We start from the raw sequence: 22,710 nt of genomic DNA on the forward strand, positions 1-22,710 counted from the left end.
TACAGTCTCGACGAAGTTCCGCTCACCATGAGCGCAAATCTCCCCCGGTTAGGGCTGGTGGGGGGATCCGTGGCACAATTGGCGGCGTGACTGCCGCCCGCATCTTCCCCAAGCGTGTATCGCTGGTGGCGCGCCGGCACGTCGACTTCAAGCGCGTGTGTACCTGTTGTTGTCTGCCTTGCGCTTGATCTAGGTCCCCAGCCCACCCGTACGTACAGCTGGCCGCCGGATCTGCGCCGCCGGACAGCCACCCGGTAATCACGCGCGATTCGAACGCCGGCTCCACCGAGGAGCCACCCCATGACCACCGCGGAATCCAAACCGAGACCCGCCAAGAAGACCCGTGCCGAAGGGCAGTGGGCGCTCGGGTACCGCGAGCCACTGAACGCCAACGAGCAGTTCAAGAAGGACGACGACGCGCTCAACGTCCGCGCTCGGATCCTCGACATCTACTCGAAGCGCGGCTTTGACAGCATCGACAAACAGGACCTGCGCGGCCGCATGCGCTGGATGGGTCTCTACACCCAGCGTGAGCAGGGCTACGACGGCACCTGGACCGGCGACGAGAACGCCGACTTGCTGGAGGCCAAGTACTTCATGATGCGGGTGCGCTGCGACGGCGGCGCGCTGAGCGCCGCGGCACTGCGCACCATCGGCGAGATCTCCACGGAGTACGCCCGCGACACCGCCGACATCAGCGACCGCGAGAACGTGCAATACCACTGGATCCAGATCGAGGACGTGCCACAGATCTGGGAGCGGCTGGCCGCGGTCGGGCTGCAGACCACCGAGGCGTGCGGCGACTGCCCGCGTGTGGTGTTGGGCGGCCCGCTGTCCGGTGAGTCCCTCGACGAGGTCCTCGACCCGAGTTGGGCCGTCGACGAGATCGTGCGCCGCTACATCGGCAACCCGGCGTTCTCCAACCTGCCGCGCAAGTACAAGACCGCGATCTCGGGCCTGCAGGACGTCGCCCACGAGGTCAACGACGTCGCGTTCATCGGAGTCAGCCACCCTGAGCATGGACCCGGCCTGGACGTGTGGGTGGGCGGCGGTCTGTCGACCAACCCGATGCTCGCCCAGCGCCTCGGTGCGTGGGTGCCGTTGGAAGAGGTCCCCGACGTCTGGGAGGGCGTGACATCGGTCTTCCGCGACTACGGCTACCGGCGGCTGCGCAGCAAGGCGCGGCTGAAGTTCTTGATCAAGGACTGGGGCGTAGAAAAATTCCGTGAAGTCCTCGAACAGGAGTATCTGGGCCGCAAGCTGATCGACGGGCCGGCGCCCGAGCCGGTCAAGCACCCCATCGATCACGTCGGCATCCAGAAGCTCAAGAACGGGCTCAACGCCGTCGGCGTCGCGCCGATCGCGGGCCGGGTATCCGGCACCATCCTGACCAAGGTGGCCGACCTCGCCGAGGCGGCGGGCTCGGACCGGATCCGGCTGACCCCGTACCAGAAGCTGGTGATCCTCGACGTCGCCGACGACAAGCTCGACGAGCTGGTCGCCGGACTCGACGCGCTGGGCCTGCCGTCGCGGCCGTCGGCGTGGCGCAAGAACCTCATGGCGTGCACCGGCATCGAGTACTGCAAGCTGTCGTTCGCCGAGACCCGCAACCGCGCGCAGGTCCTGGTCCCCGAGCTGGAGAAGCGGCTCGAGGACATCAACGCGCAGCTCGACGTGCCGATCACGGTGAACATCAACGGCTGCCCGAACTCTTGCGCCCGCATCCAGGTCGCCGACATCGGGTTCAAGGGCCAGATGGTCGACGACGGTGACGGCAACTCGGTCGAGGGTTTCCAGGTGCACCTGGGCGGCAGCCTCGGCCTGGACAGCGGATTCGGGCGCAAGCTACGCCAACACAAGGTGCTGGCCACCGAGCTCGGTGACTACGTCGACAGGGTCGTCCGCAATTTCGTGAAACAACGAGAGCAGGGCGAGCGTTTCGCTACGTGGGCGATACGAGCAGACGAGGCGGATTTGCGGTGACGGATTTGATGAACGAGATCGAACTGCAGGCGCTGGCCGAGCGCGGTGCCGCCGAACTCGACGGGGCGAGTGCCAACGACCTGTTGCGCTGGACCGACGAGCACTTCGGCGACGCCGGCGGGCCGGCCAATGGATCCGGCTATGTGGTGGCCTCGAACATGCAGGACGCCGTGCTCATCGATCTGGCCGCGAAGGTGCGGCCCGGCGTCGACATCCTGTTCCTCGACACCGGATACCACTTCGTCGAGACCATCGGCACGCGCGACGCCGTCGAGGCGGTCTACGACGTCAACATCGTCAACGTCACGGCCGAGAAGAGCGTGGCCGAGCAGGACGAGTTGTTCGGCAAGAACCTGTTCGCCCGCGAGCCCAACGAGTGCTGCCGCATGCGCAAGGTCGAGCCGCTGTCCAAGGCACTGCGCGGTTACTCGGCCTGGGTGACCGGCATTCGCCGCGTCGAGGCGCCCACGCGCGCCAACGCGCCACTCATCAGTTGGGACAAGGCCTTCGGGCTGGTGAAGATCAATCCGCTGGCGGCCTGGACCGACGAGGACATGCAGGCCTACATCGACGCCAACGGTGTGCTGGTCAATCCGCTTGTCTACGAGGGGTATCCGTCGATCGGCTGCGCACCGTGCACAGCGAAGCCCGTCGAAGGCGCCGATCCCCGCAGCGGCCGCTGGGCCGGGACCGGCAAGATCGAGTGCGGGTTGCACGCCTCGTGAGGTCACAATGACGCTCGTGCTGACCGCGCACGGCAGCGCCGACCCACGTTCGGCGGCGGTGACGCATGCCGTCGCGGGCCGGGTCAGGCGGCTGCGGCCGTGGCTCGACGTCCGTCCGGCGTTCCTGGAGCAGAACGGCCCGACCCTGCTGGACACCTTGCGCGCTCTGGACCGCCCCGGTGTGGTCGTACCGTTCTTGTTGGCCAGCGCGTTCCATGCGCGGGTCGACATCCCCTCGATCATCGAGGAATCGGGCGCGATGGTCGATCGGGCCGAGGTGCTCGGCGAGGATCCGGCGCTGTTGACGGTATTGCGTCAGCGGCTGGCCGAGCTCGGCGTCTCCCCCGATGACGAGGGCGTGGGTGTCCTCGTGGTCGCGGTCGGGTCGTCACGTCCGGATGCGAATGCCCGGACAGCGACGGTCGCCCGGGTCTTGCGGTCCGGAACCCGTTGGGCGGGAGCCGAAGTGGCGTTCGCCACCGGACCATACGCCGATGTCCCCGATGTCGCCGACCGCCTACGCGCCCACGGCGCCGAACGTCTGGTCATCGCGCCGTGGTTCCTGGCGCACGGTCTGATCACCGATCGCGTCACCGGATACGCTGTGGCGCAAGGCATCGCGATGGCCGAACCGCTCGGATCGCACAACCTCGTCGCAGCGACGGTGTTGGACCGCTACGACGCGATCGCCGCGGGCGCCGCGGCCGCCGCCTGACCCGTCGTCAGGGCCGAACCTCGAACACGTTGTTGAACGGTGTCTGTGCGGCCAGGCGGAACCGGCTGAACCCGGCTCCGGTCACCACGTCGCGGATGCGGGCCGGACCCGCCTGAGTGCCCAGCGCCATCCCGACCGGCTGCGCCATCGACGACGGCGTGCACAGCAGCGTGGAGAAGCCGTAGTACGCGCGCCCGATCGGGTTGAGGTTGTCTTCGACCCGATCACCGGCGGCCGGTTCGACCACCATCCACGTACCGTCCTGCGCGATGACCTCCCGGATGTGGCGCGCCGCACCGATCGGATCACCCATGTCGTGCAGGCAATCGAACATCGTCACCAGGTCGTACGGTCCACCACCGAAGGCGTCGGCGGGCGCGACCCGGAAATCGACCGCTGCCGCTGTCCCCGTGCGTTCACGGGCGACCTCGATGGACTCCGCGTGACCGTCCACGCCGACGAACGTCGACGCCGGAAACGCTTGTGCCATCAGCAATGTCGATGCTCCGTGGCCACATCCCACGTCGGCCACCGTGGCACCGGAAGCCAGTTTGTCCACGACGCCGTCCAACCCCGGAAGCCAATCGTTCACCAGGTGCGCGGTGTAGGTCGGGCGGAAGAACCGTTCGCATCCGACGTGGACATCGGTGTTGTGATCGCCCCAGCCGACACCGCGACCCGTCGATGCCGCCTCCACGACCCGGGCGGCATCCGCCGCGGTTCCGTGGGCGATCTGGAACAGGCCGCCGACGAAGGCCGGGCTGGTCTCATCGGTGAGGGCCACGGCCTGCTCGGGGGGAAGCCGGTAACGCCCGGCCTCAGGGTCGTACTCGACGAACGAGCCGGCCGCTTGCGCGTTGAGCCACTCGCGGGCGTAGCGCTCGTCGGTGCCGGTGCGCTCGGCCAACTCGGCGGGCGTGCTCGGCCCGTGTTCGGTCAGCGACCGGTAGTACCCGAGGCGGTCGCCCATGACCACGAGGGCGCAGTTGAGCGCGGCGCCCGCCTCCTCGACCGCGCGGAAGACGAAGTCCATCAGCTTGTCCGGGTCGACCAGGGTCGGTGTGCTCGAGGTGTTCATACGAGCAACCCAACCAGGCCAACAGCCGCACGGGATGGGGCAATTGCCCCATTTTCGGCCGGAAATCAGGCCTTGGTCAGCGCTTCGTCGTCGGCCCTGTCGCTGGCCGGGACATGCGTACCGCCCGGCAGCGGAGGCACCCGGGTGGCGCGGACGTAGACCGTGTCGCCTTCCCTGAGGCCGAGCGCTTCGGCGTCTCCCCGGGTGATCTGCGCGGTGAACGGCGTTTGGTCGGTCGCACTGTGCAACTCGACGCGGACCTCGAAGCCCAACATGACGATCCGGTCGATGATCGCGCGCACCACCCCCGTCGACTGCACCGACTCGTCGGTGGAAGCGATCGCCATGTCCGGGTTGCGGCCGACGCGGATATCGTGCGGACGCACCAGCGAACCGTTCAGCGACGACACCGCGCCGAGGAACGACATGACGAACGCGTTGGCGGGCGCATCGTAAACCTCGGCGGGCGAACCGACTTGTTCGATGCGTCCCTTGTTCAGCACCGCGATCCGGTCGGCGACGTCGAGGGCCTCGGATTGATCGTGGGTCACCAGCACCGTGGTGACGTGCACCTCCTCGTGCAGCCGGCGCAGCCACGCCCGCAGGTCCTCACGCACCTTGGCGTCGAGCGCGCCGAACGGTTCGTCGAGCAGCAGCACCTGCGGATCGACCGCCAGCGCGCGGGCCAGCGCCATGCGCTGACGCTGGCCGCCGGAGAGTTGATTCGGGTAGCGGGTCTGGAAACCGGCCAGCCCCACCACTTCCAGGAGGTTGTCGACCTTCTCCCTGATCTCTGCCTTGGGCCTTTTGCGGATCTTCAGCCCGAACGCGACGTTGTCGCGCACTGTGAGGTGCTTGAACGCGGCATAGTGCTGGAACACGAAACCGATGCCGCGGCGCTGCGGCGGCACGTTCGTGACGTCACGTCCGTTGATCGTGATGGTGCCGGTGTCGGGCTGGTCCAGGCCGGCGATGGCCCGCAGCAGCGTCGACTTGCCCGACCCGCTGGGTCCGAGCAGTGCGGTCAGCGAGCCGGACGGCACCTCGAAGTCGACGTTGTCCAACGCGGCGAAGTCACCGTAATGCTTGTTCGCTCCGCGCACGACGATTGCGTTCGTCATCTGTTCTTCTCCCTACGCCTTGCCCGCCCGGACCCGCCGCGCGTCGAGGACCAACTGCGCCACCAGCACCACCACCGCCACCGCCATCAGCAGCGTCGACACCGCATAGGCGCCGTATTCGGCGCCGCGGGTGTAGCGGTCCGACACCAACAGTGTGAGCGTTTGCGAGCTTCCCGGCAGATTGGACGACACCATCAGCACGGCGCCGTACTCGCCGAGGGTGCGCGCGATCGTCAACACCACGCCGTACGTCAGACCCCACCGGATGGACGGCAGCGTCACCCGCCAGAACGTCTGCCACCACTGCGAGCCCAGCGTGGCCGCGGCCTCTTCCTGATCGGTACCGATTTCGTGCAGCACCGGTTCGACCTCGCGGATCACGAACGGCACCGTCACGAAGACGCTGGCCAGCACGATGCCGGGGAAACCGAAGATGATCTTGAACCCGAGGTTGTTCTCCACGAAGCCGAAGAGCCCCGCCGAGCCCCACAGCAGGATCAGCGCGACGCCGACCACCACCGGCGACACCGCGAACGGCAGATCGATGACGGCCTGTAGCGCGCTCTTTCCCCGGAACTTGTTGCGCGCCAACACCAACGCCGTGGGTACGCCGAACAACACGTTGAGCGGCACGACGATGGCGACCACCAGAAGCGACAGGTTCAGCGCCGATATCGCGGCCGGGGTGCTGATCGATTCGACGAACGCACCGATGCCCGGCGAGAACGTGCGCCACAGGATCAGCCCGACGGGCACGACGACCAGGACGACGACGTAGGCCAGCGCGAGGTAGCGCAGCAGATGCTTGACCGCGGGCGACAGGATCATTGCGCCAACTCCCGTCGCGCAGCACGCGAGCCGACCGCGCGCAGTATGAACAGCATAACGAACGAAATCAACAGCAGCACAATCGAAATCGCCGCCGCACCGGTGCGGTCGTCGTTCTCGATCAGGGTGCGGATCCACTGCGATGACACCTCGGTCTCACCGGGCACGGCACCACCGATCAGGACCACCGAACCGAATTCGCCGATCGCGCGGGAGAACGCCAGACCGGCGCCCGACAGCAGCGACGGCAGAAGCGCGGGCAGCATCACCCTGGTGAAGATGATCCAGTTGTTGGCGCCCAACGACGCTGCGGCCTCCTCGATTTCGCGGTCCAGTTCCAGCAACACCGGTTGCACGGACCGCACCACGAACGGCAGCGTGACGAACAGCAGCGCCACCCCGATGCCCCACCTGGTGTGCTGTAGGTGCAGCCCCACCGGACTGGCCGGCCCGTAGAGCGCGAGCATGACCAGGCTGGCCACGATCGTCGGCAGCGCGAACGGCAGGTCGATCACCGAATCGATCAGCCGCTTGCCGACGAAGTCGTCGCGCGTGAGCACCCACGCCACCAGCAAGCCGAACACCAGGTTGACCACCGTCACCCCGAACGACACGCTCAGGGTCACCTTGAACGACGCGATGGCCGCGTTCGATGTGACCGCCAGCCAGAACGCCTGCCAGCCGCCGCCTGCCGCCTGCCACAGGATCGCGGCAAGGGGCAGCAGCACAATGATGCTCAGCCAGATCGTCGCGGCTCCCACCCGCAGCGACGTCGTCCCGTGACGACGTTCGAGGAATCGGGACCCGCGGCCCGGCTCACCACCGGTGAGCTCGGGCCGGGTCACGACGGAAGAGGTCATCCGGTCGCCTGGGTGTAGATCTTGGTGATGGAGCCGTTGGTCTTGTCGAACAGTTCGGGATCCAGCTTCTCCCAGCCCCCGAGGTCCTGGGCGGTCCACAGCTTGGCGGGCGCGGGGTACTTGTCCCTGAACTCCTCGAGCACGGCGGGATCGACGGGCCGGAAGCCGGCCTCCGCCCACAGCTTCTGCGCCTCCGGGGTGTAGATGAAGTTCTTCAGCGCGTTCGCCTTGTCCAGGTGCGCGCTCGACGTCACCACCGCGACCGGGTTCTCGATCTTGAAGGTCTCCGGCGGGTTCACGTGCTCGAGGTCAAAGTGCAGCGCCTCGTTCTCGTAGGCCAGCAGCACGTCGCCGCTGCCCTGGCGGAAGACGTCGGTGGCCTCACGGCCGGAACCCGGGCGCAGCTTGATGTGCTGGGTCACCAGCTCGGTGACGTAGTCGAGCCCGGCCTGGGGATCCTGACCGCCCTTGCTGGCCCACGCGTACGGCGCCAGAAGGTTCCACTTGGCCGACCCGGAGCTCAGCGGGCTGGGCGTGATGACCTCGACGCCGGGCTTGAGCAGATCCGGCCAGTCGCGGATGTTCTTGGGGTTGCCGGGGCGCACCGCGATCGAGACCACGGACCCGAACGGGATGCCCTTGGTGGCGTCGGCGTCCCAGTCCTCGGCCACCTTGTCGGCCTTGACCAGGCGGGTGATGTCGGGTTCGACGGAGAAGTTCACGATGTCAGCGGGCTTGCCGTCGACGACAGCGCGCGACTGATCGCCCGAGGCGCCGTAGGACGTCGTCACGCCGACACCCTTACCCTCCGGGGTGGCGGCGAACGCGGGGATGATCTTGCTCCAACCCGGCTCGGGCACGGCGTACGCGACGAGCGTCAGCGTCGTGTCGGCGCCGTTGCCGCCGCCCTCCCCTGCCACGTCGCTCGAACCGCCGCCGCACGCGGCGAGCACGGTGGCGGTGGTGGCCAGCGCCGCAACGGCGCGCCAGGTTCTGCGGATGTCGACCATCGGTGACCTTTCGTTGGGGGACTTCGGTGGTACCCGACCCGACGGGAAGGCGATGGATCAGCGCGAGGGCGTCATCCCACAGCCGTTACCGACGCCGAACCGCGGACGGGCGGAGGAGTCAGCAACAACAACGGACATCAGCAACAGCGCTCAAACTCACGGCAATGAGGGCCAGCACATGGCCGCTCTTGTTGCCGGACGCTGTTTGCATGGCGCGAAGCCTAACAGAATTCTCCCAACCTGCTCGGTGAGCGTTTCGGCGGCGTCAACGCGTGAACAGCCACATGACGATCACCAGGATCAGCAGGATGACGAGCACCAACGTCACCCGGGACCGCGGCATCCCGCCGCTCACTGGTCGGCGTCCCGTTCGTCATGGCGAAGGTGGCGAAACAGCCTGATCCCGTTACCGAGGGCGCCGTCGAGCACGACCGCGGTGCCGTACGCCAGCGCGAGCACCACCGGCATCACCACCGCGGTCTGGGCGACGAACGGCAGGCCGGTGAGCCAGAGTTCGACACCGTCCCACCAACTCAGGAAGCCACCCACGCAGCCAGCGTAGCGATGCGAAGATGGGCACGTGCCCGCCGACACCACCTGCATCGTGGCCGGCGGCGGTCCGGCGGGTATGATGCTCGCGTTGCTGCTCGCCCGCGCCGGGGTCGACGTCACGGTCATGGAGAAGCACGCCGATTTCCTCCGCGATTTCCGTGGTGACACCGTGCATGCCAGCACGCTGCGACTGCTCGACGAGTTAGGGCTGTCCGACGAATTCGCAGCTGTTCCGCACCGCGAGATCGACACGTTGTCGATGACGGTGCAAGGCACGCCGGTCACCATGGATCTGCGGCGAATTCCCGGGCCCCACAAGCACATTGCCCTGGTGCCGCAGTGGGATTTCCTGGAATTGCTGGCCACCGCCGCCGCGCGGGAGCCGTCGTTCACCTTGCTGCGCAGCACCGAGGTGCTGGGACCGATCCGTCACGGCGACAGGGTGGTCGGTGTCCGCTACCGCGGCGCGGACGGTGCGGTGCGCGAGATGCGCGCGGCGTTGACCGTCGCCTGCGACGGGCGGTCGTCGACGCTACGCACCGCGATGGGGCTGGAGCCGAAGAACTTCGGTGTTCCGATGGATGTCTGGTGGTTTCGGGTGCCCCGCGATCCCGAGGACCCGCACGGGCTCGCCGGTGTCCTCGGCGCCGGGGCCGCGCAGATCGTCATCGACCGCGGTGACTACTACCAGTGCGCGTACGTCATCCCGAAGGGCCGTGACGCGCAGTTGCGCGCGCGGGGTATCGAGTCGCTGCACCGCGGTGTGGTGGCGCTGGTGCCGTGGCTGGCCGACCGCATCGGGGCGGTGACGTCATTCGAGGACGTGAAACTGCTCGATGTGCAACTGAACCGGTTGCGGCGCTGGTACGGCGACGGCCTGCTGCTGATCGGCGACGCCGCCCACGCGATGTCGCCGGTCGGCGGGGTGGGCATCAACCTCGCGGTGGCCGACGCCGTGGCCGCGGGTCGGATCCTGGCGCGTCCGTTGCGCGACGGCACGCTGTCCACCCGGCATCTGGCGCGCGTGCAGACGCGGCGCTGGCTGCCCGCGGCGTTGATCCAGTCGGTGCAGAAGGTGATCCACCGCCGTGTCATCGCGGCCGCGGTCGCCTCGACCGGGCGGGCCGAGGCGCCGTGGTTCGTGCGCGTCGCGGCCGGGCTGCCGATGTTGCGTCAAGTGGCGGCCTACGGGGTGGCGATCGGTCCCCTTCCGGAACACATTCCGGCCTTCGCCCGCCGTTGACGGGTCAACGAGTAGACGCCGAGCGCGTCGGCAGTCGATGATGTCGGCATGGTTCTGCAACAATCCGGGCCGTCGGACGGGTCAACGGAGACGGAGAACGGGGCGAAGCCCGCCCAGGCCGTCATGGCGAACACCCCGTTGACCGTGACCGCCCCGACGCCGTACGCGCCCACCGGAGCGTTGCGAAACCCGTTTCCGCCCATCGCCGACTACGGCTTTCTGTCCGATTGTGAGAACACGTGCCTGATCTCCTCGGCCGGTTCGATCGAGTGGTTGTGCGTGCCACGCCCGGACTCGCCGAGCGTGTTCGGCGCCATCCTCGATCGCGGCGCCGGCCACTTCCGGTTGGGGCCCTACGGCGTGACGGTGCCCTCGGCCCGGCGCTACCTGCCCGGCAGCCTGATCCTGGAGACGACGTGGCAGACCCACACCGGATGGCTGATCGTGCGCGAGGCGTTGGTGATGGGCCCGTGGCACGACCTGGAGACCCGCTCGCGCACCCACCGCCGCACGCCGATGGACTGGGATGCCGAGCACATCCTGCTGCGCACGGTGCGATGTGTGAGCGGCACCGTCGAACTGGTGATGAACTGCGAGCCCGCGTTCGACTACCACCGCATCCCCGCAACATGGGAGTACTCGGCGCAGGCGTACGGCGAGGCGATCGCGCGGGCCACCCGCGACGCCGACGCCCATCCCACGCTTCGTCTCACCACCAACCTGCGGCTCGGCCTGGAGGGCCACGAGGCGAGGGCGCGCACCCGCATGAAGGAGGGCGACAACGCGTTCGTCGCGCTGTCGTGGTCCAAGCACCCGGCGCCGCAGACCTATGACGAGGCCGCCGACAAGATGTGGCAGACCAGTGAGGCCTGGCGCCAATGGATCAACGTCGGCGACTTCCCCGACCACCCGTGGCGGGCCTACCTACAGCGCAGCGCGCTGACGCTGAAGGGACTGACCTACTCCCCGACCGGTGCGCTGCTGGCCGCGCCGACCACGTCACTGCCGGAAACGCCGCAGGGCGAACGCAACTGGGACTACCGCTATGCGTGGGTGCGTGATTCGACGTTCGCGCTGTGGGGCCTCTACACGTTGGGGCTCGATCGCGAGGCCGACGACTTCTTCGCCTTCATCGCCGACGTGTCGGGTGCGAACAACGGTGAGCGACACCCACTTCAGGTGATGTACGCCGTCGGTGGCGAGCGCACCCTCTTGGAGGAGGAACTGCGCCACCTGTCCGGATACGACGGGGCGCGGCCGGTGCGCATCGGCAACGGCGCGTACAACCAGATGCAGCACGACATCTGGGGCACCATGCTGGATTCGGTGTATCTGCACGCCAAGTCGCGCGAGCAGATCTCCGACACGCTGTGGCCGGTGTGCAAGCAGCAGGTCGAAGAGGCGATCAAGCACTGGAAGGAACCCGACCGCGGGATCTGGGAGGTGCGCGGCGAGCCGCAGCACTTCACGAGCTCGAAGATCATGTGCTGGGTGGCGCTGGACCGCGGCTCCAAGCTCGCCGAACTGCAGGGCGAGAAGTCCTACGCCCAGCAGTGGCGTGCGATCGCCGAGGAGATCAAGGCCGACGTGCTCAAGCACGGTGTCGACTCCCGCGGTGTGCTGACGCAGCGTTACGGCGACGACGCGCTCGACGCCTCGTTGTTGCTGGCCGTGCTGACCCGGTTCCTGCCGCCCGACGATCCGCGGGTGCGCGCGACGGTGCTGGCGATCGCCGACGAGCTGACCGAGGAAGGCCTGGTGCTGCGCTACCGCGTCGAGGAGACCGACGACGGGCTGTCCGGCGAGGAGGGCACCTTCACGATCTGCTCGTTCTGGCTGGTTTCGGCGCTGGTCGAGATCGGCGAGATCAGCCGCGCGAAGCATCTGTGTGAGCGGCTGCTGTCGTTCGCCAGCCCGCTGCACCTCTACGCCGAGGAGATCGAGCCGCGCACCGGCCGCCATCTCGGCAACTACCCGCAGGCGTTCACCCACCTGGCGTTGATCAACGCGGTCGTGCACGTGATCCGGGCCGAGGAGGAGGCCGACAGTTCCGGGGTGTTCGTCCCGGCCAACGCCCCGATGTAGCTCGCGTTTCCCAACAGCAGACGCGAAGCTGCTCCCTCTCGGTTGGAGCGGGCAGTTGCGCGACTATTCGGCTGGGCAAGGACTGGGGCAAGGGCAGCTCGCAAGAGAATTAGGCCTTCCCAACTGGCTATTCACGAATTACCTTGAATAGGTGACTACACAACCCGCGGTGAAGCGGGCGTTCAAGAATCGGTTGTACGGAGAGTTCGCACGCATCGGCAAGGCGCTGGCCAGCGCCCCCCGCTTGGAAATTCTCGAGGTGCTGGCGCAAGGCGAGCGCACGGTCGAGTCCGTGGCGGCCGAGACGGGGCTTTCCGTCGCCAACGCGTCGCGCCACCTGCAGCAGTTGCGACAGGCCCAGTTGGTGCGCACTCGACGCGAAGGATTGTTCGTCCACTACCGACTGGCCGGCGCCGAGGTGTCCGCGCTCGTACTGGCGCTGCGACGCACCGCAGAAGAGCACCTCGCCGAGGTGGATCGTGTCGTGCGCGACTTCCTCGGCGACCGGCACGGTTTCGAACCCGTGACGCCCGACGAACTCGCCCGACGCCTGTCCGACGACGGTGTCGTGCTGCTGGATGTGCGTCCCGCACAGGAGTACGCGGCAGGACACATCACCGGAGCGCTTTCGATGCCGGTGTCCGATCTCCCGGGTCGGCTGGCCGAACTCCGTGCCGACAAGGACTATGTCGCGTACTGCCGAGGACCCTACTGTGTGTACGCCGACGAGGCGGTGGCATTGCTACGCGCCAATGGCTTCATGGCACAACGACTTTCCGAGGGATTCCCGGAATGGAAGCTTGCGGGCCGCCCGGTCCGCACGGCGTCATAGGAGGACACCATGAAGCGTGCAGTGATCATCGGCTACGGCGCCGTGTGCTACGTCGTGTTCCTGGCGGCGTTTCTGTATGCCATCGGCTTCGTCGGCAACTTCGTGGTGCCTCGCTCGGTCGACAACGGCGTCTCAGCGTCCGTCGGTGAAGCCCTCGTCGTGAATGTGTTGCTACTAGGACTCTTCGCCGTTCAGCACAGTGTGATGGCGCGGCCCGGGTTCAAGCGGTGGTGGACGAGGTTCGTGCCGTCGACGATCGAGCGCAGCACCTACGTGCTGATCGCGAGTATCGCGCTCTTCGTGCTGTATTGGCAGTGGCGCACCATGCCGACGATAATCTGGGACGTCACGTGGCCGCCCGCCGTCTTCGTTCTGTGGACGTTGTTCGCACTGGGCTGGTTGACGGTTCTGGCGTCGACGTTCATGATCAATCACTTCGACCTGTTCGGTCTGCGCCAGGTGTATCTGGCGTGGCGCGGCGAGCCGTACACGAACCTGCCCTTCCGTACCTCGATGCTGTATCGCACTGTGCGCCATCCGATCATGGTGGGTTTCATCATCGCCTTCTGGGCAACGCCCACCATGACCGCGGGCCATCTGCTCTTCGCGCTGGTCACCACGGGTTACATCCTGATCGCAATCCGCCTCGAAGAGCGCGATCTCACCGCCGCTCTCGGTGACGACTACCGCGGTTACCGAGACCGGGTCGGCGGCCTGATACCCAAGCTGCACCGGCACACACACGGGGCGCCCGACCCGACGGTCCGGCCGGCATGACCTCACCACTCACCAAGAGCGGCATCGACCTGATCCCGATCGTAGATGAGGGCCTCGGCAACTCCGCGTATCTCGTCGACCTGGGTGACGGCCGTGCACTGGCCGTCGACGTCAGCCGTGATCTCCGCGCGGTACACAAGGCCGCAGCCACACGGAACCTGTCGGTGGCCTTCGCGGCAGACACCCATCTGCACGCGGACTTCCTTTCCGGGGCAGTCGAACTCGCCGCCAAGTCGGGCACCAGCGTCCTGGCGTCGGCGGCGGGACATCGCGAGTTCGCACACACCGGCCTGTACGACGGTGACGAAGTGGACCTGGGTGGACTTCGACTGCGCGCGCTGCTCACCCCCGGCCACACGTACGAACACATGGCGTACCTCCTGCTTGATGGCAGCCGCGAGGTCGGCGTCTTCACCGGTGGCTCGTTGATCGTGGGATCGACGGCCCGCACCGACCTCGTCTCGGATGGACTCACCGACGAGCTGACCCGAGCGCAATATGCGTCGTTGCGGCGGCTGGCCGGGCTGCCCGGCGACGTCGGGGTCTGGCCGACCCACGGTGCCGGATCGTTCTGCTCGGCGCCCGCAGGCGCCGAGCGGACCAGCACGATCGCCCGCGAGATCGCCACCAATCCATTGCTCGCGGCGTCTGACGAAAACGCCTTCGTATCAGAGCTTTTCGGCTCACTGGGCAGTTATCCGCCTTACTTCCGCAGGCTGGGCGAGCTCAACCGGATCGGGCCGCCGCTGCTCGATGGCGAACCCCTCCTGGCGCCGCTGAACGTCGACGAGGTTCGCAGCAGGCTCGCCGATGGTGCGGCACTCGTCGACGCCCGCCCGATGGACCGCTACGCGGCCCGCCACATCCCCGGTGCGATATCCATACCGCTGCGACCGGTATTCGGTAGCTGGTTGGGGTGGCTGGCACCGCCTCACCGACCGCTCATCATCGTGCGCGACGACCACCAGGATGCGGCAGAGATCGGTTGGCAGGCAGCCAAGATCGGCTGCGACACCGTCGTGGGTGAGCTGCACGGCGGAATGGACGCGTGGGTGGCCGCCGGACATGCCACGGCGAGCATGTCCCTGGTGCGGCCGACAGACATCGGCGCTCGCCATGTTCTCGACATCCGACAGGAATCCGAATTCGCGAGCGGCCACGTACCCGGCGCTCAGCACATCGAACTGGGCCGGGTCGGCGCCAAGGTGGCCGATGTCCCCGACCGGCCTACGGTGGTGATGTGCGGCCACGGTGAACGTGCGATGGGTGCCGCGAGTCTGCTGGAGGCGGCGGGGCACCGCGGCCTGGCGGTGCTCGACGGTGGACCCGGCGACTGGACGAAGGCCACCGGCCGCCGACTCGAGAGCGGCGTATGACCGTTAGGCCACCGCCGCCGCGGCTCGGCCTGCGCGCCAATCTATTTCAGTTCCTCCTGCTCGTCGCCGTCAACGCGCTCGTCGGCGGCATGGTGGGGCAGGAACAGACGGTGCTGCCGCTGCTGGCGGAGCGACACTTTGCGCTGACCGGTTACACCTTCCTATGCACCTATGTGCTGGCATTCGGCATCACCAAGGCTGCCGCCAACTATTTCGCGGGCAGGTGGTCGGACCGCTTCGGCCGAAAGCCGGTCCTGGTGGTGGGCTGGCTGCTCGCGATCCCCATACCGCTGCTGTTGATCTGGGCGCCGTCATGGGGATGCGTCGTCGCCGCCAACGTGCTGCTCGGGCTCAGCCAGGGACTCACCTGGTCCACGACCGTGGTGATGAAAATCGACCTCGTCGGCCCCCGGCAGCGCGGGCTGGCAATGGGTTTCAACGAAGCGGCCGGATACGGGGCCGTCGCAGTGACCGCCGTCGTCGCCGGATATCTCGCCGCCCACTACGGGCTGCGGCCGGCGCCGTTTCTGCTCGGTCTGTGCTATGCGGTGATCGGGCTTGCGGTCAGCGCGGCTCTGGTGCACGAGACGCGAAGCCATGCCCGTCTCGAGGCCGGCCACCACGGGGACGTCGGCGCCGAGGCGACCAACCGCGAGATCTTCGTGCACACCTCATTCACGGAACCGGCCCTGTCGTCGGCGAGCCAGGCGGGCCTGATCAACAACCTGAACTTCGGGCTGTCGTGGGGTTTGTTCCCGATCCTGTTCGCCAGCACCGGTATGCCGATCGAGCGCATCGGCATCCTCGTCGCCGTGTATCCGGCTGTCTGGGGTCTGGGGCAGGTCCTCACCGGTGCGCTCTCGGACCGGTGGGGCCGCAAGCGTCTGATCACCGCGGGCATGCTCGCCCAGGCGGTCGCGCTGGCGATGATCGCCAACGTTGACACCTTCACGTGGTGGGCACTGGCGGGCACCCTGCTCGGCGCGGGCACGGCCATGGTCTACCCGACCCTGCTGGCCGCGGTCGGCGATGTCGCGCACCCGCTTTGGCGTGCGCGCGCCGTGGGGATCTACCGACTGTGGAGAGACAGCGGCTATGCCGCCGGGGCGATCGTCGGAGGGGCCACGGCCGACCTGTGGGGTCTGCGCGCTGCGGTGTGGGTCGCCGCCGGCTTCACCGTCGTCTCGGCGATCGTGGTCGCGGCGCGAATGTACGAGACACACCCAACGTCGCAGCCGACCGGGCGACACTCGAGTTGATCCACGGGCGAGACCTTACTTCGCCGCGTTGGCGAGCATGTCCTGCGCGATGGTAGCCGCCTCGTCGCCAATCGAGTAACTGCACGCCCATGCCTCAACGGTCAGGTTCGACGCGGTCGACAGCGCATGTTGACACGCCCAGCCGTCGGCATCCTGTTGGGTCGTGACCTGAGTGATCATCTCACCTTCGGTGCGGACCTCACCGAGCTCCCACAAGTACGAATCTCCCGAACTGTCAACGGTGACAGTGGAATTGGCGCAACCCTCCCACGCCGACCTGGACTTGTCGAAAAAACGCTGCGCCTCCTCGGCGGAGCTGTAGAGCACCGCGGTCTGTTCGACCCAATGGTCGTTGTCCTCCTGCGGCTCTCGGGCCACCTGGTCGCGCACGTCGGTCCATCCGCTGCCCGCGTACACCGGCCCCTCGGCGCCGTACATGGCACCGAGGCACTCGCGCTCCGACACGTCGTCGGAATGATCGGTCATCTCGTCGAGTTCGCTTGTGACCTTCATCGTCGTCGAGCCCATGATTCCGTTCACTTCACCGATGGTGACCAATACGTCGTCGAGCTTCTCAGCGGTCAGCTCCGGCACGTCGAACGACCCGGACTGGCCACGCACGGCCATGCCCGCAACGGTGCTCACACAGCCAGTCAGCACAGCCGACGTCACCACGACGACACCCGCGATGAACAGCCGCGACGCCGTGCCGAATGGAGTCACCGCGTCATTGTGACCGACTTCCGGCCGATTCGCGGCGTCGATGACAATTTCGCGGCGCGTTCAGGACCGGCCGATCTTCTCCAGCATCAGGTCGGCGACCGCGCTCGCCTGCCGGGCGCCGGTCGGACTGGGTCCGGCGACATCGGCGATCTCCACCTCCACGATGCAATCGCCGGCCACCCCGAGGGCCCGCTGAATCGTCGACCCGGCGTCCTGCATCAGCACCGCCGAGACGATCTCGTCGTCGACACCGACCTCGGTGATCCGGCTCGATCCCTGTGCGCCGCGGTCGGGTTGGTTCAACACCAGCGTCTGGCCGTTGCATCGGTGCCACTTGTCGGCCGACGTGGCGAAGAACCCCTGCGCGGCATCGGCGTCGACGAACTCGACCACGCCGAAGAACCCGGTAACGGTCGGACCGTTGGCGTCGCCGCCGGCCCACGACTGGCTGACCACCGACCGCACCGGGCTGGCCTGATACACGACCTTCTCCAGCCGGTATCCGGTGCTCACACAGTCGAGCGGCGTTGCTTCCGACTGCCCCACACCCTGCAGCAGCATGTCGGCGCCACCCTCGACGACCTGGCCCATGAGGCCGCTGGCCCCGAACATCGTGGTCAGTTCCTCGGCGGTGGGCAGCGCCTGGTCGAGCATCCGGTTGGGCGACGGTTTGACGACCTCGGCGACCTGCGGGGCCGGCGCATCGACGGCGGGCGTCGAACAGCCGACGACGATCGCGCATGCGCCCACCGCCGCCGCCGTCATCGCCGCCGAGCGCACGATGTCCTACTTCTTGGCCTTGTCGGCGGACGAGTCGGTGGACAGGGCGGCGACGAACGCCTCCTGAGGCACCTCGACCCGGCCGATGGTCTTCATCCGCTTCTTGCCTTCCTTCTGCTTCTCGAGCAGCTTGCGCTTGCGGGTGATGTCCCCGCCGTAGCACTTCGATAGCACGTCTTTGCGGATCGCGCGGATGTTTTCGCGAGCGATGATCTTCGAACCGATCGCCGCCTGCACCGGAACCTCGAACTGCTGACGCGGAATCAGCTCCTTGAGCTTGGTGGTCATCTTGTTGCCGTAGGCGTACGCCGACTCCTTGTGCACGATCGCGCTGAACGCGTCAACCGGCTCGCCCTGCAGCAGGATGTCGACCTTGACCAGGTCGGCTTCCTGCTCACCGGCCTCCTCGTAGTCCAGGCTGGCGTAGCCGCGGGTGCGCGACTTCAGCGCGTCGAAGAAGTCGAAGATGATCTCGCCCAGCGGCATCGTGTAGCGCAGCTCCACCCGCTCGGGGGAGAGGTAGTCCATGCCGCCGAGTTCGCCGCGCCGCGACTGGCACAGCTCCATGATGGTTCCGATGAACTCGCTCGGCGCGATGATCGTGGTCTTGACCACCGGCTCGTAGACCGTGCGAATCTTGCCGTCCGGCCAGTCCGACGGATTGGTCACCGTGACCTCCGAATTATCTTCCTGCACAACGCGATACACGACGTTGGGTGAGGTGGAGATCAGGTCGAGGTTGAACTCGCGCTCGAGGCGCTCGCGGGTGATCTCCATGTGCAGCAAGCCCAGAAAGCCGCTGCGGAAACCGAATCCGAGCGCCACCGAGGTTTCCGGCTCGTACGTCAGCGCCGCGTCGTTGAGTTGCAGCTTGTCCAGCGCGTCGCGCAGGTCCGGATAGTCCGAGCCGTCAACGGGATACAGCCCCGAGTAGACCATCGGCCGCGGCTCCCGGTATCCGGTGAGCGGTTCGGCCGCGCCGTTGCGCGCCGTCGTCACGGTGTCGCCGACTTTGGACTGGCGCACGTCCTTCACACCGGTGATGAGGTAGCCGACCTCGCCGACGCCGAGACCGGCGGAGGCCTTGGGTTCGGGCGAGACGATGCCCACTTCGAGGAGTTCGTGGGTGGCGCCGGTGGACATCATCTTGATGCGTTCGCGCGGGACGATCTTGCCGTCGACGACACGGACGTAGGTCACCACACCGCGGTAGGTGTCGTAGACCGAGTCGAAGATCATCGCGCGCGCGGGCGCATCCGCATCGCCGACCGGCGGCGGCACCTCGCGCACGACGTGGTCGAGGAGGTCTGCCACCCCCGCGCCGGTCTTTCCGGAGACCCGCAGCACGTCTTCGGGTTCGCAGCCGATGATGTGGGCGAGCTCGGCGGCGTAGCGGTCCGGGTCGGCGGCGGGCAGGTCGATCTTGTTGAGCACCGGAATGATGTGCAGGTCGCGATCCAGGGCCAGGTAGAGGTTCGCCAGCGTCTGCGCCTCGATCCCCTGGGCGGCGTCGACGAGCAGCACCGCACCCTCGCACGCCTCCAGCGCTCGCGACACCTCATAGGTGAAGTCGACGTGGCCCGGGGTGTCGATCAGATGCAGTACGTAATCCTCGCCGTCGACCTTCCCCTGTAATTTCCATGGCAGCCGCACGTTCTGCGCCTTGATCGTGATGCCGCGCTCGCGCTCGATGTCCATCCGGTCGAGGTACTGCGCGCGCATGTCGCGATCGGCGACGACGCCGGTGAGTTGCAGCATCCGGTCGGCCAGCGTCGACTTGCCGTGATCGATGTGGGCGATGATGCAGAAGTTCCGGATCTGCGCCGGCGCCGTGAAGGTCTGATCGGCGAAAGTGCTGATGGGAATCTCCTGGTGAAGGCGGACTTCGGGTGCCACCAGCGTATCCAGGCGGCACCCGAAGCACACAATCGCGCCGAGCGGCGCTCGCTTATGCTCGGAAATATGCCTGCGTCCTGGAGACCACTGCAGACATTCCAGAGGTTTGCAGAGAATCTGGTGTTCAACGAGGCGCCGAAGATCATCCGTCAGATCGGGCAGTCAGAAACCGTGCAGCGCGGTATCCAGCAGGGCATCCGGATCGGTTTGGACGCGATCGCGGGCGCATCCAGGGACGAGACGCCGGCCATCGCGGCCGGACGACCGGTCAGCCGTAACTTCGTGCCCACCGCTCATCGCGCCCGCACGTTGGTGTACGCCCCCGACCTGGACGGCCGGGCCGACCCCGGCGAGATCGTGTGGACGTGGGTGGTCTACGAGGATGATCCGACACAGGGCAAGGACCGACCGGTTCTGGTGGTCGGGCGCGACAGGTCCACGCTGCTCGGCCTGATGTTGTCCAGTCAGCAGCACCACCGCGACGATCCGAACTGGGTGGCCATCGGGACCGGCACCTGGGACTACGAGGGGCGTGCGAGTTGGGTGCGGCTGGACCGGGTGCTCGACGTACCCGAAGACGGCATCCGCCGCGAAGGGGCGATCCTCGCCCGCGAGAAGTTCGAGGCCGTCGCGGCCCGGCTGCGTGCCGAATACTCCTGGAGCTAGCCTCCCGACTGCGCGAGTGACCGTGTCTCCGCGCGACACGCCGCGCGGGTGTGGCACTCCGCGGTCGCTCGCGGATTCTTATCGTGGCTCCCGCCACATCTGTCTTATCGTGGCTCCCGCCACATGGGCCACATGCGCGGGCCGCCATCGGGCAACGTGATCTCGCCGGTGACGTCGAACCCGAAGCGCTGGTAGTAGGCGATGTTGTCGGGGTTGCTGGACTCGAGGTAGGCGGGGGCGTGCTCGGCGTCGCAGCGGTCGAGGCGCGACCGCATCAGCGCCTGCCCGTATCCGCTGCCGCGCACGGTCGGATCGCTGCCGATCACCCCGAGGTACCAGTGCGGCTCCTCGGGGTGCTGCTCCTTCATCAGGTCTGCGACGACCTGACCCCGCCGCACATTGGCTCCCAATGCCCGGAAGAACGCCGGCATCATCCGCAGCTCCTGCCGACCGGTCTGTTTCCACTCGCCCGGCGGGTCCCACAGCGCGGCGGCGCCGATGCGCCCGCCGCCGGCCACCTCGACCCCTTCGGTGCGCAGGAAATGATGACGAATCATGGTGGCGAACATCCGTCCGAGGCCCCGCTCCCGCGCAGCGTCGTTCGGCAGCATCCACGTCATCACCGGGTCGTCATAAAACGCGCGCGCCAGTACCCGCGACATCTCGGGTGCGTGCCGCCGCGTCGCCGGAGCGACCTCGACGTCAGCCACGGGTGATGTAGGCCTGCAGCTGCTCCTGCTGCGCTTCGAGCTCTTCCATCCGCGTCTTGACGACGTCGCCGATGCTCACGATGCCGACCAGCCTGCCGTTCTCCATCACCGGCACATGCCGGACCCGGTTGGTCGTCATCAAGGCGCTCAGGCTGTCGACCGAATCGTCCGGAGCGCAGGTCGCCACCAGCGTGGTCATGATCTCCGACACCGGCTGGGTGAGCAGTTCGGCGCCTCGGCGGTGCAGCGCCCGGACGACATCGCGCTCAGAGACGATCCCGATCAGACCGTCGGGCGACACCACGACCATCGCGCCGATGTTGTGCACCGCCAGTTCCGTGAGCAATCCCGAGACCGACGTCTCGGGGGTTATCGTGGCCACCGCGGCGCCCTTGTTCCGCAACACGTCCGCGATTCGCATCTTCGCCTCCGCTCGTGATGTTCCTCACAGGCTAGGTCGGACGGACTCGGCGCGGAAGGCTTTGCGAGGTTGCAACCCGGTCACGTCTGATCGCGCAGTTGCCAAAAGGTGTTCCGGCCGCGGAAAGTCGAGCACACGCCTGCCGGGACACCATCACGGGACTTTTACCGGAGCCACCTCGACGCGCGTCTCGGGTATATGTGGGGCCATGATCGAGGTCACATTGCTTGGCACTGGAAGCCCCATCCCTGACGCCCACCGGGCGGGCCCGTCGACCCTTGTGCGCGCCGGCGGGCAGACATTCCTGATCGACTGCGGTCGCGGTGTGCAACAACGTCTGACCGCCGCGGGCGCCCCCGCGAACGGATTGTCGGCGCTGCTGTTGACACATCTGCACAGCGACCACATCGCAGACCTGGGCGATGTGATCATCACGCGGTGGGTGTCGACGTTCACGCCCGAGCAGGCTCCGCTGCAGATCATCGGACCGCCGGGCACCGCGGAAGTGGTCGAGCACACCCTCAAGGCGTTCGGCTTCGACATCGGATACCGCATCGCGCACCACGCCGACCTGACGGCGCCACCCCCCGTCGAGGTGCACGAGTACACCGAGGGTGAGGTGTGGAATCGCGACGGCGTGACGATCCGGGTCGCGCCGACCGACCACCGCCCGGTCGCCCCGACCATCGGCTTCCGCGTCGAGCACGCCGACGCCTCGGTGGTGCTGGCCGGCGACACCGTCCCCTGCGAGACCCTCGACGAACTGGCGGCAGGCGCAGGAGCGTTGGTGCACACCGTGATTCGCAAGGATCTGATCGACAGGATGCCCATGCAGCGCATCCGCGACATCTGCGACTACCACTCGTCGGTCGAACAGGCGGCGGCCACCGCGGCGCGGGCAGGAGTCGGAATTCTGATCCTCACCCACTTTGTGCCCGCGATCGAACCCGGACAGGAAGACGACTGGCGCGCACTCGCCGCGTCGGTTTTCGACCGGCAGATCGAACTCGGTGACGATCTGCTTCGCGTGGAGGTCCATCCCGGCATGTCCGTCAAGCCTGCCGGGTGAT

At 67.3% G+C, this 22,710-nt stretch carries 24 protein-coding genes; 12 read left to right on the top strand and 12 right to left on the bottom strand.

Features of this window, described 5'->3' with window-relative positions; translation table 11 throughout:
• Positions 1-86 precede the first annotated feature (86 nt).
• From AU193_RS23790 to AU193_RS01690, 4 genes are all read left to right on the top strand, one after another.
• On the top strand, positions 87-188 hold the full coding sequence (locus AU193_RS23790) for an Ms4527A family Cys-rich leader peptide (RefSeq protein WP_353612135.1): 102 nt from the start codon (positions 87-89) through the stop codon (positions 186-188).
• A 112-nt stretch (positions 189-300) separates the two neighbouring features.
• Entirely contained in the window at positions 301-1,983 is a 1,683-nt protein-coding gene (locus tag AU193_RS01680) for a nitrite/sulfite reductase (RefSeq protein ID WP_064420583.1), read from the top strand.
• A gap of 8 nt (positions 1,984-1,991) precedes the next feature.
• Positions 1,992-2,708 carry a phosphoadenylyl-sulfate reductase gene (locus AU193_RS01685; RefSeq protein ID WP_172798181.1) on the top strand — a complete coding sequence of 239 codons (717 nt, stop codon included), beginning with the start codon at positions 1,992-1,994 and terminating at the stop codon, positions 2,706-2,708.
• Between the two features lie 7 nt (positions 2,709-2,715).
• Positions 2,716-3,423 carry a sirohydrochlorin chelatase gene (locus tag AU193_RS01690; protein WP_064420585.1) on the top strand — a complete coding sequence of 236 codons (708 nt, stop codon included), beginning with the start codon at positions 2,716-2,718 and terminating at the stop codon, positions 3,421-3,423.
• 7 nt (positions 3,424-3,430) lie between these two features.
• Here the strand turns inward: AU193_RS01690 and AU193_RS01695 are convergent, their stop codons facing one another.
• From AU193_RS01695 to AU193_RS01720, 7 genes are all read right to left on the bottom strand, one after another.
• A complete protein-coding gene (locus AU193_RS01695; RefSeq protein ID WP_064420586.1) occupies positions 3,431-4,501 on the bottom strand; it encodes a class I SAM-dependent methyltransferase in 1,071 nt (356 codons plus the stop codon).
• A gap of 65 nt (positions 4,502-4,566) precedes the next feature.
• Complete coding sequence (locus tag AU193_RS01700; RefSeq protein ID WP_064420587.1) at positions 4,567-5,622, bottom strand: sulfate/molybdate ABC transporter ATP-binding protein; 1,056 nt, start codon at positions 5,620-5,622, stop codon at positions 4,567-4,569.
• A gap of 12 nt (positions 5,623-5,634) precedes the next feature.
• Entirely contained in the window at positions 5,635-6,450 is an 816-nt protein-coding gene (gene cysW / locus AU193_RS01705) for a sulfate ABC transporter permease subunit CysW (protein ID WP_064420588.1), read from the bottom strand.
• Positions 6,447-7,310, bottom strand: coding sequence for a sulfate ABC transporter permease subunit CysT (gene cysT / locus AU193_RS01710; RefSeq protein WP_064420589.1), 864 nt, complete (start codon positions 7,308-7,310; stop codon positions 6,447-6,449). The genes cysW and cysT overlap by 4 nt, the downstream gene beginning before the upstream one ends.
• Positions 7,307-8,320: an extracellular solute-binding protein gene (locus AU193_RS01715; RefSeq protein WP_064420590.1), complete on the bottom strand. Its 1,014-nt coding sequence runs from the start codon at positions 8,318-8,320 to the stop codon at positions 7,307-7,309. The genes cysT and AU193_RS01715 overlap by 4 nt, the downstream gene beginning before the upstream one ends.
• Positions 8,321-8,438: 118 nt before the next feature.
• A complete protein-coding gene (locus AU193_RS23795) occupies positions 8,439-8,531 on the bottom strand; it encodes an Ms4533A family Cys-rich leader peptide (RefSeq protein WP_371259118.1) in 93 nt (30 codons plus the stop codon).
• A 140-nt stretch (positions 8,532-8,671) separates the two neighbouring features.
• Positions 8,672-8,869 carry a hypothetical protein gene (locus AU193_RS01720; protein WP_064420591.1) on the bottom strand — a complete coding sequence of 66 codons (198 nt, stop codon included), beginning with the start codon at positions 8,867-8,869 and terminating at the stop codon, positions 8,672-8,674.
• Between the two features lie 31 nt (positions 8,870-8,900).
• On the opposite strand from AU193_RS01720, the gene AU193_RS01725 reads away from it, so the two are divergent.
• The 6 genes from AU193_RS01725 (at position 8,901) to AU193_RS01750 (ending at position 16,444) form a co-directional block, all read left to right on the top strand.
• Complete coding sequence (locus AU193_RS01725) at positions 8,901-10,115, top strand: FAD-dependent oxidoreductase (RefSeq protein ID WP_064420592.1); 1,215 nt, start codon at positions 8,901-8,903, stop codon at positions 10,113-10,115.
• Positions 10,116-10,163: 48 nt separating this feature from the next.
• Entirely contained in the window at positions 10,164-12,200 is a 2,037-nt protein-coding gene (locus AU193_RS01730; RefSeq protein ID WP_064420593.1) for a glycoside hydrolase family 15 protein, read from the top strand.
• 151 nt (positions 12,201-12,351) lie between these two features.
• Entirely contained in the window at positions 12,352-13,032 is a 681-nt protein-coding gene (locus AU193_RS01735; protein ID WP_064420594.1) for a metalloregulator ArsR/SmtB family transcription factor, read from the top strand.
• A 9-nt stretch (positions 13,033-13,041) separates the two neighbouring features.
• The gene (gene mddA / locus AU193_RS01740) at positions 13,042-13,809 is read left to right on the top strand and encodes a methanethiol S-methyltransferase (protein WP_064420595.1); all 768 of its coding nucleotides are present in this window, start codon (positions 13,042-13,044) and stop codon (positions 13,807-13,809) included.
• Positions 13,806-15,185: a rhodanese-like domain-containing protein gene (locus tag AU193_RS01745; protein ID WP_064420596.1), complete on the top strand. Its 1,380-nt coding sequence runs from the start codon at positions 13,806-13,808 to the stop codon at positions 15,183-15,185. The genes mddA and AU193_RS01745 overlap by 4 nt, the downstream gene beginning before the upstream one ends.
• Positions 15,182-16,444, top strand: coding sequence for an MFS transporter (locus AU193_RS01750; protein ID WP_064420597.1), 1,263 nt, complete (start codon positions 15,182-15,184; stop codon positions 16,442-16,444). The genes AU193_RS01745 and AU193_RS01750 overlap by 4 nt, the downstream gene beginning before the upstream one ends.
• A gap of 15 nt (positions 16,445-16,459) precedes the next feature.
• Here the strand turns inward: AU193_RS01750 and AU193_RS01755 are convergent, their stop codons facing one another.
• The 3 genes from AU193_RS01755 to lepA are packed head-to-tail and all read right to left on the bottom strand — an operon-like array spanning position 16,460 to position 19,876.
• Positions 16,460-17,167 (bottom strand): sensor domain-containing protein, encoded by a 708-nt coding sequence (locus tag AU193_RS01755; RefSeq protein WP_064420598.1) that lies wholly within the window; start codon positions 17,165-17,167, stop codon positions 16,460-16,462.
• Between the two features lie 60 nt (positions 17,168-17,227).
• A complete protein-coding gene (locus AU193_RS01760; RefSeq protein WP_064420599.1) occupies positions 17,228-17,947 on the bottom strand; it encodes a sensor domain-containing protein in 720 nt (239 codons plus the stop codon).
• Positions 17,948-17,953: 6 nt separating this feature from the next.
• Positions 17,954-19,876 (bottom strand): translation elongation factor 4, encoded by a 1,923-nt coding sequence (lepA, locus tag AU193_RS01765; RefSeq protein ID WP_253867544.1) that lies wholly within the window; start codon positions 19,874-19,876, stop codon positions 17,954-17,956.
• Positions 19,877-19,909: 33 nt separating this feature from the next.
• On the opposite strand from lepA, the gene AU193_RS01770 reads away from it, so the two are divergent.
• Complete coding sequence (locus AU193_RS01770) at positions 19,910-20,509, top strand: type II toxin-antitoxin system PemK/MazF family toxin (RefSeq protein WP_371259119.1); 600 nt, start codon at positions 19,910-19,912, stop codon at positions 20,507-20,509.
• A gap of 104 nt (positions 20,510-20,613) precedes the next feature.
• Here AU193_RS01770 and AU193_RS01775 read toward each other — a convergent pair whose 3' ends face one another.
• A complete protein-coding gene (locus tag AU193_RS01775; protein WP_064420601.1) occupies positions 20,614-21,219 on the bottom strand; it encodes a GNAT family N-acetyltransferase in 606 nt (201 codons plus the stop codon).
• The gene (locus AU193_RS01780; RefSeq protein ID WP_064420602.1) at positions 21,212-21,640 is read right to left on the bottom strand and encodes a CBS domain-containing protein; all 429 of its coding nucleotides are present in this window, start codon (positions 21,638-21,640) and stop codon (positions 21,212-21,214) included. The genes AU193_RS01775 and AU193_RS01780 overlap by 8 nt, the downstream gene beginning before the upstream one ends.
• A gap of 208 nt (positions 21,641-21,848) precedes the next feature.
• Between AU193_RS01780 and AU193_RS01785 the strand changes: the two genes are divergently transcribed.
• Positions 21,849-22,709: a ribonuclease Z gene (locus AU193_RS01785; protein ID WP_064420603.1), complete on the top strand. Its 861-nt coding sequence runs from the start codon at positions 21,849-21,851 to the stop codon at positions 22,707-22,709.
• The last annotated feature ends 1 nt before the right edge of the window (position 22,710 follow it).

The organism is Mycobacterium sp. GA-1285, from assembly GCF_001499905.1.
In the GTDB taxonomy this organism is placed as follows: domain Bacteria; phylum Actinomycetota; class Actinomycetes; order Mycobacteriales; family Mycobacteriaceae; genus Mycobacterium.